Origin of the sequence: Paraburkholderia sp. A1RI_3L (assembly GCF_048957895.1) — a bacterium.
Classification (GTDB): Bacteria; Pseudomonadota; Gammaproteobacteria; order Burkholderiales; family Burkholderiaceae; genus Paraburkholderia; species Paraburkholderia kururiensis.
Map to the genome: position 1 here is coordinate 279,329 of NZ_JARCHA010000007.1, position 14,283 is coordinate 293,611.

Below are 14,283 nucleotides of genomic sequence, written 5' to 3' on the forward strand. Positions count from 1 at the left end.
ACCGCTTTCAAGCGCGACGCCGCCACCCTGGAATAGCCGGCCTCTCGCGCTCGCCGCCGCTCTTCGTTGTCTGCCCGGCAGAGGACATGCAACGCGACACCCGGGCGCCGCATCGCGGCGCGCAGGGCGGCTCTTCTTCAACCTGTTTCGGAGACGGCAGGACATGGCATACGAAGACGCACTCACGCTCAAGGAACGCGGCACGGCCGCCGTTCAGGACGCAACCGGCCGCGCGGGGAAGACGCACAAGGACATCGTGCGGCACATTCTCGATCACGTGAAAGCCGAAGGGCGCAACGCGCTCACGGCGCCGGAAGGCAAGCTCATTTGCGACGTCTACGGCATCGCGGTGCCGAAGGAAGGCGTGGCGGCCACCGCTGCGGACGCGGCGCAGCTCGCGAGTGAAATCGGATTCCCAGTGGTACTGAAGATCGTGTCGCCCGACATCCTGCACAAGACGGAAGCGGGCGGCGTGCTGGTGGGACTCGCGAACGCGGAGCAGGTAACGCAGGGCTTCGCGACCATCATGGAAAACGCGAAGCGCTACAACGCCAACGCGAATCTCGTGGGTGTGCAGGTGCAGCAGATGGTGGGCGGCGGCCAGGAAGTGATCGTGGGCGCCGTGACCGACCCCTCGTTCGGCAAGCTCGTGGCGTTCGGTCTTGGCGGTGTGCTGGTCGAAGTGCTCAAGGACATCACGTTCCGCCTTGCGCCGGCCACACGCGACGACGCGCGCTCCATGCTCGACGGCATCGCTGCTGCGGAAATGCTGAAGGGCGTGCGCGGCGGCGAGCCGGTGAACCGCGATGCGCTCGCTATGCTGATCGAAAACGTGTCGCGGCTCGTCACGGACTTCCCTGAAATCGCGGAGATGGATCTGAACCCCGTGTTCGCGAGCAAGACAGGTGCGATTGCCGCGGACGTGCGCATCGTGCTCGACTTTTCACCGCCCGTGGAGCGCTATCGTCCCGGCCAGGAAGACATCGTGCGGCAGATGAACCGCATCATGCGGCCGGATCGCGTCGCGGTGATCGGTGCCTCGTCGGAAGACGGCAAGATCGGCAACTCGGTGATGAAGAACCTCATCAACGGCGGCTACCAGGGCGATATCTATCCGATCCACCCGAAGGCCGACGAGATCATGGGCCGCAAGGCGTATCGCAGTGTGCTCGACGTGCCGGGCGATATCGACGTGGCGGTATTCGCGATTCCCGCGAAGTTCGTTGCGGCGGCGCTCAAGGAAGTGGGGCAGAAGGGTATTCCGGGCGCGGTGCTGATTCCGTCGGGCTTCGCGGAAACGGGCAACGTGGAAGGCCAGCAGGAGATCGTGGCGATTGCGCGCGAGTACGGCATCCGCCTGATGGGGCCCAACATCTACGGCTTCTACTACACGCCGAAGAACCTCTGCGCGACGTTCTGCACACCGTACGACGTGAAGGGCAAGGCCGCGCTCTCGTCGCAGTCGGGCGGCATCGGCATGGCGATCATCGGGTTTTCGCGTGCGGCGAAGATGGGTGTCTCTGCGATCGTCGGGCTTGGCAACAAGTCCGACATCGATGAAGACGATCTGCTCACGTTCTTCGAGCAGGACGACAACACGGAAATCATCGCGCAGCACTGCGAAGACTTGAAGGATGGCCGCGCATTCGCGGAGGCGGCGCGCCGCGTGTCGAAGAAGAAGCCGGTCGTGGTGCTGAAGGCGGGGCGCACGAGTCTTGGCGCACGCGCGGCCAGTTCGCACACCGGCGCGCTCGCCGGCAATGACCGCATCTATGAAGACGTGTTCAGGCAATGCGGCGTGATTCGCGCGCGCTCGCTGCGCGATCTGCTCGAATTCGCGCGCGGCATTCCGAAGATGCCCACGCCGAAGGGCGAAAACGTCGTGATCATCACGGGCGCGGGCGGCTCGGGAGTGCTGCTCTCGGATGCCTGCGTGGACAACAGCCTCTCGCTCATGACCATGCCGCCCGATCTGGACGCCGCGTTCCGCAAGTTCATTCCGCCCTTCGGCGCAGCAGGTAACCCCGTGGACATCACGGGCGGCGAGCCGCCCACCACGTATCAAAACACCATCCGGCTGGGCCTCGAAGACCCGCGTATTCACGCGATCATCCTTGGCTACTGGCACACCATCATCACGCCGCCCATGGTGTTCGCGAAGCTTGTGGTCGAAGTGAAGGAAGAGATGAAGGCGAAGGGCATCGAAAAGCCCATCGTGGCATCGCTCGCGGGCGACGTGGAAGTGGAAGAGGCGGCGGCCTATCTCTACGAGCACGGCGTGCCGGCGTACGCGTACTCCACCGAAATTCCGGTGGCGGTGCTCGGCGCGAAGTACCGGTGGGCACGCGCGGCAGGCCTCATCTGATGCCGGCGTGAGTGAGCGAATGCGACGGGCCGCACGCTGTGTGGCCGGTCGCACATAGACGGGCATCGGCAACGTTCAGCATGGTGCGGACGACCGGCATGACGACACGTGTGCAGGGCCGGACCGCCACGGAGGCAAGCATGGAAACATGGATGCGCTTCATGTCCAGCGACGGCGGTATCGCGTTTGGACGCGTCGAGAACGGCTATCTGCACGAATACGAGGGCATCGACCAGCCCGTGCCGACCGGCGCCGTGCTCTCCCTGCGCGCGTTGACGCCGCTTGCGCCCTGCGCGCCGGGCAAGGTGGTGGCGCTATGGAACAACTTTCATGCGCTTGCCGCGAAGCTCGGCAAGGCCGTGCCCGCGCATCCGCTTTTCCTCATCAAGCCCGCGGGTTCCGTGATCGGGCCAGGCGAGGCGATCCGGCGACCGTCCAGCTACGCAGGCAAGATCGCGTATGAAGGCGAGTTGGGCATCGTGATAGGGAAGCGTTGCCGCGATGCGAGCCTCGAGGCGGCCGAGGCGGCCATCTTCGGCTACACCATCGTCAACGACGTGACCGCCGCCGAACTGCTCAACGAGAACCCGGATTTTCCGCAGTGGTGCCGCGCGAAGGGATTCGATACGTTCTGCGCAATTGGCCCGGCGATCGTCTCGGGCTTCGACTGGCGCGCAGCGCGCGTAGTGACCACGTTAGATGGCGCCGAGCGGCAGAACTATCCCTTGGCGGACATGGTGCTCACGCCCGCGGAGCAGGTCAGCATGATTTCGCACGACATGACGCTGGAGCCCGGTGACGTGATTGCATGCGGCACGTCGCTCGGCGTGGGCTCGATACGCGATGGCGCGACGGTCACGATCGCGATAGAAGGCATCGGCGAGCTTGCCAACACACTGGCCGCGACGCAGGCGCAGCAGCCGACGGTAGCGACAATGGCGGGGCAGGAATGAACGCGGTTGCGCACAGGCTGTATGTGCGCACAGGGCTGCGGCGATGCATGCTGCCGTGCCGAAACCCGAAGCGAGGCTGTGAGTCAGTGGGCTGTGAGTCAGTGGGCTGCGAGTCAGTGGGCCGGGAACCCCCGGCCCATGAATCAGTTTCCCGCCTGGGGCGAGATCTCGCGGAAGTACTCGCTCTTCTTGCTGAGAATCAGCTGCGCGAGAAAGTCGGCGTCATAGGCGCGATGCAGATGCGCATGAAACCGTTCGATGTAGGCCGTGATGCGCGCAAGCTCGCTGCTGAACTCGTTGAGCGCGGCGAGCGTGTCATGGTCCCAGCGAAAGCGCAGCCCCAGGTCGCTGAACGCCGCGTTGTAGGCGTCGAGGTGGGCGTCCGCCGCGCTTTCGGTCGCGCTGCGGGACGGGTTGCGCGTGATGGAATGGGACAGAACCGAAGCGTGATTCATGGTCGGACTCCTGTGCAGTCGAGTGAGAGAACTCGACTCCAGCATAGAGGCCGCGATGGATTTGCAATAGTTAAAGTTTTATTGGAAGTCCATAACTTAGCCTTTATGCACCGTCGATTCGGTCACGCGCGTGATCCGTTCGATCAGCTGCGCGCCTTCTTCCATGAGAAAGCGCTTGAAGGCGAGCGCAACGGGCGGCAGCCGCTTGTTGCGGCGATGCACGACGTACCAGTTCAACATGACGGGGAAGGTCTCCACGTCGAGCACGACGAGATTGCCCACCTGCAATTCGAGCGCAATGGTGTGGGCGGAAAGGAAGGCGATGCCCATGCCGGCAATCACGGCCTGCTTGATCGTTTCCGTGCTCTTGATCTCCATGGCGATCTTGAGATTCGAGAGCTTGCCGGCGAAGCCTTCTTCCATGGAATTCCACGTGTCCGATCCGCGTTCTCTCACGATGAACGCCTCGTTCGCGAGCGTGTTCAGCTTGATGTTGCGCTTGTGCGCGAGCGGATGATTGGGCGCCGCCACGATCACGTACGGATGCGGCGCGAAAGGCTCGTTGATGGAGTCCATCTCGTGTGGCGGTCGCACCATGACGGCGAGGTCGGTTCGGTTCGTGGCCAACTGATGCAACAGTTCCTCGCGATTGTGCACCGCGAGGTTCAGCACGACGCCCGAATAGCGGCGCATGAATTCGGCAAGCAGGCGCGGAAAGAAGTAGTCGCCCGCGCTGATCACGGCAACGTTGAGCGTGCCGCCCGAGACGCCCTTCAATTGCCCCATCGCTTCGTCCACTTCGTGGAACTGCTGGATGATGGCGCGGCTGTAGTGAAGCATTTCGGTGCCGGCAGGCGTGAGGTAGATCTTCTTGCCGAGCTGCTCGAAAAGCGGCAGGCCCGCATGTTCCTCGAGCTGCCTCACCTGCGTGGAGACGGCGGGTTGTGTGAGGTGCAATTCCTCTGCGGCGCGCGAGAAGCTGAGATGGCGCGCCACCGTCTCGAACACCTTGAGCTGGCGCAGCGTGGCGTTTCTCATCGTCATGGCCTTATCCATAAACGAAGGCGAATGCTGATAATAACAAACTTTAATTATGAGTAATTCAGCAATGACCCTAGCATGACTTTGAAAGCATGAGTCGCCGGCCGGGAAATGCGGGTTAACGCGCGGGTAGACGCGGCGCAAAGCAGTAAAAAGCGGGAAGAAGTGGTAAAGAACGGCGAAAAACAAGGAGGGCGCGGTTCCGGAGCATGCCTGGAGCCGGGCAGGCGGGAGCGAAAGGCGGCACAGGTTTTATTCCGCATTTTGCTTAATTCCCGCAATGGAAAATCCGGCAGTCCAATAGCCGGAACATAACCATAAGGCGGAATGGATGCAGGCCGGCATATTGGCCTGTTGCCCTGAATACATAGCGGAGACAAGTCTCATGGAAGACGTCAATCAACCGGCGGCCGGTCCGTTCTGGCAGAACCGCTGGTGTCAGCTTGTCATCGGCATGATGTGCATGGCGCTGGTGGCTAACCTCCAATATGCCTGGACCCTCTTCGTCGCGCCGATGAACGCGAGACACCATTGGGGCCAGGCGTCGATTCAACTCGCGTTCTCCATCTTCATCCTGACCGAGACGTGGCTCGTGCCGGTGGAAGGCTGGCTCGTGGACCGCTTCGGCCCGCGTCCCGTCGTGGCAGGCGGCGCAGTATGCGCCGGGCTCGCGTGGGTACTCAACTCGTATGCCACGACGTTGCCCATGCTGTACGTTGCCGCCGTGATTGCGGGCGTAGGCGCAGGCGGCGTGTACGGTACCTGCGTGGGCAATGCGCTCAAGTGGTTCCCGGACCGCCGCGGCCTTGCCGCAGGCCTCACGGCTGCAGGGTTCGGCGCAGGCGCTGCCGTGACGGTGATTCCGATTGCCAACATGATCACGCGCTCGGGCTACGAACACACCTTCCTGTTCTTCGGCCTGCTGCAGGGCATCGCGATCTTCGTGCTCGCGCTGCTGCTCAGGAAGCCTCAGATCCGTGCGGTGACTGCGCAGAAGAAGCGCTTCGCGGTATCGCGCATCGACTTCACGCCAGGGCAGATGATCAAGACGCCGGTGTTCTGGGTCATCTACGTGTGCTTTGTCGCGGTGGCGGCGGGCGGCCTGATGGCCACCGCGCAGATCGGCCCCATCGCGAAGGACTGGGGCTTGGCCCGCATACCGATGACGGTGTTTGGCGCAACGCTGCCGCTGCTCACGCTCACGCTTTCCATCGACAACATCTGCAACGGCTTCACACGTCCGCTATGCGGGTTCATCTCCGACAAGATCGGCCGTGAGAACACCATGTTCCTGATCTTCATCGGCGAAGGGCTCTCGCTGCTCGGCATGATGCAGTTCGGCACGAACCCCTATGCGTTCATGGTGTTCGCCGCGCTCATCTTCCTGTTCTGGGGCGAGATCTTCTCGATCTTCCCGGCCATTTGCGCGGACACGTTCGGCAGCAAGTACGCAGCTGCAAATGCAGGCACGCTCTACACGGCGAAGGGCACAGCGTCGCTGCTCGTGCCGATCGCGTCGGTGCTTTCCGCAACGGGCGGGTGGAGCGCGGTGTTCGTGGCCTCCGCGGTCATTACGATTGCCGCGGGTGTATCGGCCAAGTTCATTCTGCAGCCCATGCGGGCACGCTGGATCGAATCGGGCGAAGCCTTGTCCGGTGCGGTGCGCAATGGCAACGGCGGCGCGTCGCGGCTCTCGCACTGGCCTGAGCAGACCGGCGAGTAATCACGTGAGCAGGAAGGCGAGAGGCAAGAGCGCGTAAGCGTGCAAGGCTTCATCGAAGGAACGGTCGCACATGAACGTTTCGCTGCATCAGTTGAAGGTTTTCGTGGCGGTGGCGCGTGAGCGCAGTTTCACGCGCGCCGCGCGCGAGTTCGGGCTCACGCAGTCCGCAGTGAGCCGCTGTATTCGCGAGCTCGAAGATGCCATCGATCTGCGGCTCTTCGATCGCACCACGCGCCAGGTCGCGCTGACATCGGCGGGCGCGGGGCTCGAGCAACGCATTGGGCGGTTGCTCGACGAGATCGAACTCGCGCTCAACGAGGGCCGCGCGTCGTGCGTCGGCCATACCGGTGTCGTGGCGCTGGCCAGCAATGCCGTGTTGTCGTCCGGCTGGTTGCCTCTGGGACTCGCGCAGTGCGCTGCCGCATTTCCGGCGCTTGCCGTGCGCATTCGCGATTTGCCGCAAGCCGCTGCGATTCCGGCCGTGGAGCAGGGCGAGGTCGATTTCGCGCTGATCGCGGATTCGCTGGTAGCTGGGAACGCAACGGTCGCGGCGGCCGGCACCATCGAAGCACAGCCGCTTTTCACGACGCCGCTTTGCGCCGTGCTGCCTGTGGGCCACGTGCTCGCGCAACGCGACGCGCTTACGTGGTGCGACCTCGATGCGACGCCGCTCATTACGCTCAACGACGACGCGTGCGGCCACGGTGTCATCGCGCGGGCACTGGCCGCGCGCGCGCCCTATGCGGCACCGGTTCAGGAGCTCGGCCATCTCGCCGCGGTGCTGCGGATGGTGGAACTCGGGCTCGGCGTGGGACTGTTGCCCGTGGGGGCGCATTGGCCCGCGCCCTCCGCCGCATTGGCGGTGCGCGTGCTGCAACCCGAAGTGACGCTCACGACCATGCTGGTGCGGCGCAAGAACCGCTCGCTGCGTCCGAATGCTGAAGCGGTGTGGCAGCAGCTTGTCGACTATGCCCGCGAAGGGACGAATGAAGCGGCAAGCGCAGCAGCCGCAGCCCCTGGCGACACCGCAGCCGTAGACAAAAGCGTGCAAGCCGCATCGCCGGACGCCCCTGATACCGCCGCCGCTCTCGCCCGCCCTCCGGTGCGCACGGTCGCATCGTCGCACGGTGCGCAGCGACCGCCGTCCTTCACGGCGCGCATCGCCTGAGGCATGGGCCTTGCATCCGGGGACGCGAAGGCCCGCGAGCGATCCAGCGTGCAGCGCCCATGTGAACCACCACGCGGAGCGAGCGAATTGCAACCCTTCGATCGATGCAAGGAGTCTCACCATGGAATCAACCACCCACGCAGACCTCATCCGCCATGATCTGCTGATAGACGGCAAGCGCATTGCGCCCAGCGGCGGCGACTATTCCGTCGACCTGAACCCGGCCACGGAAGAGCCCATCGCGCTCGTTGCGCAAGGCACGGTGGCGGATGTCGACGTCGCCGTGCGGGCCGCGCGTGCCGCGCTGAAAGTCTGGAACGGTATGCGTGCCGGCGAACGCGGGCGCATTCTGGGCCGCTTCGCCGAGTTGTTGCGCGAGCATCAGGACGAGATCGCGGCGCTCGAAAGTCTCGATGCGGGCAAGCCCATCGCCGCCGTGATGCGCCAGGACGTCCCGGCCGCCATCGACACGCTCGCCTACTACGCGGGCTGGTGCGACAAGATCAACGGGCAGGTGGTGCCCGTGCGTCCCGACGCCCTCACCTACACGGTGCGCGAGCCGGTAGGCGTGGTGGGCGCGATCGTGCCGTGGAACTTCCCGCTCATGATCGGCATGTGGAAGATTGCGCCCGCGCTCGCGTGCGGCTGCACGCTCGTGGTCAAGCCGGCGGAGATCACGCCGCTTTCGGCGCTGCGTATCGGCGAACTCGCGCTCGAAGCCGGCGTGCCGCCCGGCGTGCTCAACATCGTGACCGGCAAGGGCAAGGTGGTGGGCGACGCGCTCGTTGCGCATCCTGGCGTGGACAAGGTCACCTTCACGGGCTCGCCCTCGGTGGGGCGCGGCATTCTGCAAGGCGCCGCGGGCAACTTCAAACGCGTGACGCTCGAGCTGGGCGGCAAGTCCGCAAACGTGATCTTCGCCGATGCGAATCTCGACCAGGCCGTGCGCGCGGCGGCGTCGGGCATCTTCTTTAACACGGGGCAGGTGTGTTCCGCGGGTTCGCGCATCCTCGCGCATCGCGATGTCTACGACGACGTGGTGGAGCGACTCGCGGCACGCGCGAAAGCGATTCGCGTGGGCGACCCGTCGGGGCGCGACACGTCCATGGGGCCGCTCGTTTCCGCAGCGCAGATGAAGACCGTGCTCGACTACGTGAGCATTGGCCGCGACGAGGGCGCGGCGCTCGTCACGGGCGGCAAGCGCATCGGCGAACGCGGCTTCTATGTGGAGCCCACGGTGTTCGCGAACGTCGAGCACGAGATGCGCATTTCGCAGGAGGAAATCTTCGGACCGGTGGCGAGCGTGATCCGCTTCGAAGACGAAGAGGACGCTGTGCGTATCGCAAACGGCACCGCCTACAGTCTTGCGGCCGGCGTGTGGAGCGCCGACATCGGGCGCGTGCATCGCATGGCGCGCGAATTGCGCGCGGGCACGGTGTGGATCAATACCTATGGCTATACCGACGTGCGCCTGCCTTGGGGCGGTACGGGCGATTCGGGTTTCGGGCGCGAGCACGGCGACGTGGCGATCGAAAACTTCACGGAGCCGAAGGCGGTATGGCTCTCGCTCGCGCAGTAATGCGGCAGCGGGCGTAAAAAAGGCGGGCCGCTGACACGGCCCGCCTTTTGTTTTTACTGCGTCAGGGCTGTGCGCAATGACGTACGCAGCAATGACGTACGCGCGCGAGACGCGGATATCACGCGCCCTGCAACGCCATCCGTTCGCGCTGCTTTACCAGGCCGAGCACGATGTCGATGGTGGGTGTCGGCTCGCCAATCAGTCGCCCCATCTCCTGCACGACGGTCAAGAGCGGATCGATCTCCAGCGGCCGGCCGTGTTCCAGATCGACGAGTGTCGAGGTCTTGTGCGCGCCCACCGCGCCTGCGCCATCGATGCGACGCTCCACGTCCACGCGAAAGTGCACGCCGAACTGCTCGGCAATGCGCTTGGCTTCCAGCATCATCGTGCGCGACAGTGCGCGCGTGGCCGGGTCGCTCGTGATGATGTCGAGCGTGGCATGCGTGAGCACGCTGATCGGATTGAAGCAGAGGTTGCCCCAAAGCTTCAGCCAGATTTCGTCGCGAATGTTGTCGCGTATCGGCGCATCGAATCCGGCGGCCTGCATGATCTCGTGCAATTGCTGGATGCGCGGCGTGCGCTCGCCGCTCGGCTCGCCGATGGGAAACTTCTTGCCGTACACGTGTTTGATGACGCCAGGCGCCGCGATTTCAGCAGCGGGATACAGCACGCAGCCGATGGCGCGTTCAGGCGTGAGGCGCGTCCATTGCGCGCCGTCCGGATCGACGCTTTCCAGCCGCGTGCCCGCGAACTTGCCGCCGTGCTGATAGAAGTACCAGTACGGAATGCCGTTGGTGCCCGTAACGATGGCGGTGTGGCTACCCAGGAGCGGCTGCATCGAATCGATGACGCCGGCGACCGAATGGGCTTTGAGCGTGATGATGACGTAGTCCTGTACGCCCAGTTCGCGCGGGTCCGAGGTGCAACGCACCCTGGCCACGTGTTCCTCGCCGTCTATCAGAAGCCGCGCACCGTTGGCCTGCATGGCGGCGAGGTGCGGCCCGCGCGCAACGAAACTCACGTCCGCGCCCGCGCGTGCGAGTTCCACCCCCATGAGCGCGCCGATTGCCCCCGCCCCGAAGATACAGATCTTCATGATGACATCCCCACTGACGATGAAAGGCCGGTTGCCCTTTGCACGCGTGGGCGCTGCGCCGCGTCCCGTTCAGGCGAACGGGAACCGGGCGCGCCGGCGAGGGCGATGATCACAGCATAGGAGGCAATGTCGATTCACGACAGTTAAAGTTTTTCGATTCAACCATTAGGAATGGCTTATGAACGCCTTCAGGCGCGGCGTGCGAACAGGAAACTGACGCCGATGGCGCCAAGGAACGCACCGCAGCAACGGTTGAACCAGCGGCGCACCGAGGCGCGCGCGAGCCAGCGCGCCAGATACACGCCGGCCGCGGAGTAGAGCGCAATCGCAATGCATTCGAGCACGAGAAAGCTCGCGCCGAGCACCGTGAACTGCGGCAGCATGGGCTTCGCGATGTCGACGAACTGCGGCAGAAACGCCGTGAAAACGAGGATCGCTTTGGGATTGCCCGCCGCGACGAAACACTCGCGCCGGACCATGTGCGCAAGCGAGCCGCCGTCGTCGGCCATCGCAGCAAGCGGCCCGGCATCGCTGCGCCAGAGCTGGATGGCGAGCCAGACCAGATACGCGGCGCCCGCCAGCTTGATCGCGAGGAAAAAGAGTTCGGAGGCTTGCAGCACGACCGCGAGGCCCGTCGCCGTCAGCACGATCATCGTCGCAAAGGCGACGAGGCGGCCTGCGCCGGCAATGACCGCCTTGAGGAAACCGTGTCGCGCGGCGGCGTTGATGGAGAGCAGGTTGTTCGGGCCCGGCGCCATGTTGAGGGCAAAGCAGGCGGGCAGGAAGAAGAGCCAGGCGGAGAGGGACATGGCACATCACCAGTGTGGGGGGATGCGCGGATTGTAGCGTGCGGCACGCGCGCGAGTCCCCTTGCGCGGGTTTCGGCTGCACTGTTTAATCCGCTGCACGACATCGAACACAACGGAGAGCCGCATGAAAGGCAGCACCATCGAGTACCGGCATGCGAAGGGCCGCGCCGTGCGCGAACACATGAAGCGTTCGTCGCACCGTCAGATCGGCGATCTGAGTCGCGACCCGCTCGCGCCGCTGCGCGAGCAGGCCGCGCACTACGCACCGCGGTTCGTGGCGCTGCATCACGGCCGCATGGCGGTGTCGCCGCTCGCGTTCTTTCTCGGCAGCGCGGCGTTGCATGCGCATGACCTGAGCCGCGTGCCTCATACCGGCATGCTTGTGCCCCTCTGCGGGAATGCGCATCTGCTCAACTTCTGCGGCTTCGTCACTGCCGGGCGCGAGCTGGCGTTCGAAGTCGACGCGTTCGACGAAGCCGCGATAGGCCCGTGGGAATGGGACGTGAAGCGCCTCGCTGTGAGCCTCGTGCTGGCGGCACGTCAGCGGCGGCTATCCAGCCGCGCGGCCGAAGAACTGGTGCTGGCCGCCGTGGCGCAGTATCGCGACCGCATGCGTCAGTACGCGCAATACGGCGCCGTCGAGATGTGGCACGAGACGATCACGTTCGACCACATGATCGAAAGCGCGCTGGCACCGGAGGCGCGTCGCGCCATCCGGCGCGCTCTGGAAAAGGGCGCGGCGGGGGCGGATGGCAGCGCGCCCGGCTCGCTCGTCGATCGCACTGCGCACGGCTTCGCATGGCGCAACGCGCCGCCCACGCTATTTCGCGCAGAGCACGCCGCGCCGTTGTTCGCCCCCGACGAGGGCGGGTTCGAAGAGGGCGCAGACTGGCGCAGCGTGATCGAGCCGATGTGGGAGCAGTATCGCGTGACGCTGGCGCACGACCGGCGCGCCTTGCTCGATCAATTCACGCTTCAGGATCTCGCTTTCCAGATCGAGGTCGAGAACGGCGCGAGCCGGGACTTCGTGCTCTTGTGCACCGATCATCACGACAAGCCGCTCTTTCTTCAGGCGAGGGAATCGCACCCGTCCGCCGTTGCGCGATACGTCGATGCCGGCTCGCCACGCGCCTTGCCCGCACGTCATGACGGCGAGCGCGTAGCGATGGCGCAGCATCTGCTGCAGGCTACGAGAGACGTTTTTGCAGGCTGGACCACCCGTGCCTCGCAGCGTTCCTTCCATGTGCGCGAATGGCGCGACAGGAAGCTTGCCGCGAATGTCGGTCTGTTCGACAGCATGCTGCTTGAAAGCTACGCGCGGCTCTGCGGCTGGGCGCTCGCGCGGGCGCATGCGAAGGCGAGCGGCGAGGCCATCGAGATTGCCGCCTACATGGGCCGCAGCGATCAGTTCCCGCAGTCGCTCGCGGCGTATGCGCGCGTCTATGCAGACAAGGCGGAGCACGACTACGATGTGTTCCTTGCGGCGTGCCGAAGCGGCAAGCTCGAAACGCAAAGCGAAAACGACGTCGCCGCAGGCATGTCCCGCACGCGCGCCGCATGACGTCATGCGCGGCACGCGCCAATCGTATGCATCACATCAAGGAGACAAGGCAAGGTGAGCATGGGAACAGAGGTCCAGGGTCATGAAGGCAGCGCGGCAGATCCGCGCGCAGGCAAGGTTGCACTCGTCACGGGTGCGGGCAGCGGGATAGGGCGCGCCGTGGCGAAGCGTCTCCTCGCGCACGGTTATCGCGTGGTACTGGCAGGGCGTCGCGCCGCGCTGCTCGATGCGCTAGTGGCCGAAGCGCAGCAACTCGGTCAGGAAGCGCTGGCCGTGCCTTGCGACGTCGCGGATGCCGCAAGCGTCGCGCATCTCTTCGACACCATTCGTTCGCGCTATGGGCGGCTCGACGTGCTCTTCAACAACGCGGGACGCAACGGGCCGCCCGTGGAGATCGACGAACTCGACGTCGACGTCTGGCGTGCCGTGGTGGATACGAACCTCACCGGCGTGTTCCTGTGTACGCGCGCGGCCTTTGCGTTGATGAAGTCGCAGTCGCCGCGCGGCGGCCGCATCATCAACAACGGTTCCATTTCCGCGCACGCGCCGCGACCCAACAGCATTGCGTACACCGCGACCAAGCACGCGATTACGGGGCTCACGAAGTCCGTATCGCTCGACGGACGCAAGTACGACATTGCCTGCGGGCAGATCGACATCGGCAACGCGGCCACGGAAATGGCCGAGCGCATGGCGCGCGGCGTGCCGCAGGCCAACGGCGAAATCGCCGTGGAACCGCTGATGGACGTTTCGCACGTCGCCGACGCGGTGCTGCACATGGCGGAACTGCCGCTCGCCGCGAACGTGCAGTTCATGACCATCATGGCGACGAAGATGCCGTTCGTGGGGCGCGGCTGACCACGCCGCGCGAACCGATAACAACAACGGAGAGCAATGACGATGGACACACAGACCGTACACGCTTACGACACCCGTGCGGCCGCGTACGCGCAGGAATGGCACACGCAGCCCGCGCCCGACGACATGTACGCGTTGCTCGAGCGCTACTTCAGGCCGGGGCCTACGGCGGACGTGGGTTGCGGCGCGGGCCGCGACACGGCGTGGCTCGCGGCGCATGGCTACGATGCGTGCGGTTTCGATGCATCGGAGGGGCTGCTCGAAGCGGCGCGTGCGCTGCACCCGGGGCTGCGCTTCGAGCACGCGGTGTTGCCCGAACTCGCGAACGTCGCATCGGGTGCTTACGAGAACGTGTTGTGCGAGACCGTGATCATGCATCTCGAGCCCGCGGCGGTAACGCCTGCCGTGCAGCGGCTGCTCGACATCACGCATGCGGGCGGTACGGTTTACCTGAGCTGGCGCGTGACCGCGGACGCCTCGCAGCGCGACGGCAACGGACGGCTCTACGCTGCCTTCGACAAGGCCGCAGTGCTCGACGCACTGAGCGCCGACGACACCGTGCTGTTCGACCGCGAGGAGGTAAGCGCATCGTCGGGCAAGCGTATTCATCGGCTCATCGTGCGCAAGGGCGGCACGGCGTGACGGCACGGCAGGCAGACGGCGCGGGCGCGTGAC

General features: G+C 64.9%; 12 protein-coding genes. 8 read left to right on the forward strand and 4 right to left on the reverse strand.

All coding sequences use genetic code 11. The features are described 5' to 3' along the window. Positions 1–163 precede the first annotated feature (163 nt). On the forward strand, positions 164–2,365 hold the full coding sequence (locus PXJ20_RS20385; RefSeq protein ID WP_421032057.1) for an acetate--CoA ligase family protein: 2,202 nt from the start codon (positions 164–166) through the stop codon (positions 2,363–2,365). Positions 2,366–2,505: 140 nt separating this feature from the next. Then, entirely contained in the window at positions 2,506–3,318 is an 813-nt protein-coding gene (locus PXJ20_RS20390; protein ID WP_199542300.1) for a fumarylacetoacetate hydrolase family protein, read from the forward strand. Positions 3,319–3,461: 143 nt separating this feature from the next. On the opposite strand, the gene PXJ20_RS20395 is transcribed toward PXJ20_RS20390, so the two are convergent. Continuing rightward, the gene (locus PXJ20_RS20395; RefSeq protein WP_199542301.1) at positions 3,462–3,773 is read right to left on the reverse strand and encodes a hypothetical protein; all 312 of its coding nucleotides are present in this window, start codon (positions 3,771–3,773) and stop codon (positions 3,462–3,464) included. A gap of 96 nt (positions 3,774–3,869) precedes the next feature. Continuing rightward, the gene (locus PXJ20_RS20400) at positions 3,870–4,817 is read right to left on the reverse strand and encodes a LysR family transcriptional regulator (protein ID WP_126878684.1); all 948 of its coding nucleotides are present in this window, start codon (positions 4,815–4,817) and stop codon (positions 3,870–3,872) included. Between the two features lie 382 nt (positions 4,818–5,199). On the opposite strand from PXJ20_RS20400, the gene oxlT reads away from it, so the two are divergent. The 3 genes from oxlT to PXJ20_RS20415 all read left to right on the forward strand — a co-directional run bounded on the left by oxlT (position 5,200) and on the right by PXJ20_RS20415 (position 9,284). Continuing rightward, positions 5,200–6,537: an oxalate/formate MFS antiporter gene (gene oxlT / locus PXJ20_RS20405; protein WP_421032058.1), complete on the forward strand. Its 1,338-nt coding sequence runs from the start codon at positions 5,200–5,202 to the stop codon at positions 6,535–6,537. 70 nt (positions 6,538–6,607) lie between these two features. Beyond that, positions 6,608–7,705: a LysR family transcriptional regulator gene (locus tag PXJ20_RS20410; protein WP_421032059.1), complete on the forward strand. Its 1,098-nt coding sequence runs from the start codon at positions 6,608–6,610 to the stop codon at positions 7,703–7,705. A gap of 121 nt (positions 7,706–7,826) precedes the next feature. Beyond that, a complete protein-coding gene (locus PXJ20_RS20415; RefSeq protein WP_277598456.1) occupies positions 7,827–9,284 on the forward strand; it encodes an aldehyde dehydrogenase family protein in 1,458 nt (485 codons plus the stop codon). Between the two features lie 118 nt (positions 9,285–9,402). Here the strand turns inward: PXJ20_RS20415 and PXJ20_RS20420 are convergent, their stop codons facing one another. Continuing rightward, complete coding sequence (locus PXJ20_RS20420) at positions 9,403–10,380, reverse strand: 2-dehydropantoate 2-reductase (protein ID WP_413215133.1); 978 nt, start codon at positions 10,378–10,380, stop codon at positions 9,403–9,405. Positions 10,381–10,568: 188 nt separating this feature from the next. Then, positions 10,569–11,189: a LysE family translocator gene (locus PXJ20_RS20425; RefSeq protein WP_017775336.1), complete on the reverse strand. Its 621-nt coding sequence runs from the start codon at positions 11,187–11,189 to the stop codon at positions 10,569–10,571. Positions 11,190–11,313: 124 nt separating this feature from the next. Here PXJ20_RS20425 and PXJ20_RS20430 point away from each other — a divergent pair, with 124 nt between their 5' ends. Genes PXJ20_RS20430 through PXJ20_RS20440 form a run of 3 tightly spaced genes read left to right on the forward strand, consistent with a single transcriptional unit; the run spans position 11,314 to position 14,250 of the window. Beyond that, the gene (locus tag PXJ20_RS20430) at positions 11,314–12,750 is read left to right on the forward strand and encodes a DUF2252 domain-containing protein (RefSeq protein ID WP_421032061.1); all 1,437 of its coding nucleotides are present in this window, start codon (positions 11,314–11,316) and stop codon (positions 12,748–12,750) included. A 60-nt stretch (positions 12,751–12,810) separates the two neighbouring features. Further along, on the forward strand, positions 12,811–13,608 hold the full coding sequence (locus tag PXJ20_RS20435; RefSeq protein ID WP_126878677.1) for an SDR family oxidoreductase: 798 nt from the start codon (positions 12,811–12,813) through the stop codon (positions 13,606–13,608). A 42-nt stretch (positions 13,609–13,650) separates the two neighbouring features. Then, positions 13,651–14,250 carry a class I SAM-dependent methyltransferase gene (locus tag PXJ20_RS20440; RefSeq protein ID WP_421032651.1) on the forward strand — a complete coding sequence of 200 codons (600 nt, stop codon included), beginning with the start codon at positions 13,651–13,653 and terminating at the stop codon, positions 14,248–14,250. The last annotated feature ends 33 nt before the right edge of the window (positions 14,251–14,283 follow it).

What these genes read in the sequence shown, in the direction of transcription:
- PXJ20_RS20385 (WP_421032057.1), top strand. Translation starts at nt 164, where the DNA reads ATGGCATACGAAGACGCACTCACGCTCAAGGAACGCGGCACGGCCGCC.
- PXJ20_RS20390 (WP_199542300.1), top strand. Translation starts at nt 2,506, where the DNA reads ATGGAAACATGGATGCGCTTCATGTCCAGCGACGGCGGTATCGCGTTT.
- PXJ20_RS20395 (WP_199542301.1), bottom strand. Translation starts at nt 3,773, where the DNA reads ATGAATCACGCTTCGGTTCTGTCCCATTCCATCACGCGCAACCCGTCC.
- PXJ20_RS20400 (WP_126878684.1), bottom strand. Translation starts at nt 4,817, where the DNA reads ATGACGATGAGAAACGCCACGCTGCGCCAGCTCAAGGTGTTCGAGACG.
- oxlT (WP_421032058.1), top strand. Translation starts at nt 5,200, where the DNA reads ATGGAAGACGTCAATCAACCGGCGGCCGGTCCGTTCTGGCAGAACCGC.
- PXJ20_RS20410 (WP_421032059.1), top strand. Translation starts at nt 6,608, where the DNA reads ATGAACGTTTCGCTGCATCAGTTGAAGGTTTTCGTGGCGGTGGCGCGT.
- PXJ20_RS20415 (WP_277598456.1), top strand. Translation starts at nt 7,827, where the DNA reads ATGGAATCAACCACCCACGCAGACCTCATCCGCCATGATCTGCTGATA.
- PXJ20_RS20420 (WP_413215133.1), bottom strand. Translation starts at nt 10,380, where the DNA reads ATGAAGATCTGTATCTTCGGGGCGGGGGCAATCGGCGCGCTCATGGGG.
- PXJ20_RS20425 (WP_017775336.1), bottom strand. Translation starts at nt 11,189, where the DNA reads ATGTCCCTCTCCGCCTGGCTCTTCTTCCTGCCCGCCTGCTTTGCCCTC.
- PXJ20_RS20430 (WP_421032061.1), top strand. Translation starts at nt 11,314, where the DNA reads ATGAAAGGCAGCACCATCGAGTACCGGCATGCGAAGGGCCGCGCCGTG.
- PXJ20_RS20435 (WP_126878677.1), top strand. Translation starts at nt 12,811, where the DNA reads ATGGGAACAGAGGTCCAGGGTCATGAAGGCAGCGCGGCAGATCCGCGC.
- PXJ20_RS20440 (WP_421032651.1), top strand. Translation starts at nt 13,651, where the DNA reads ATGGACACACAGACCGTACACGCTTACGACACCCGTGCGGCCGCGTAC.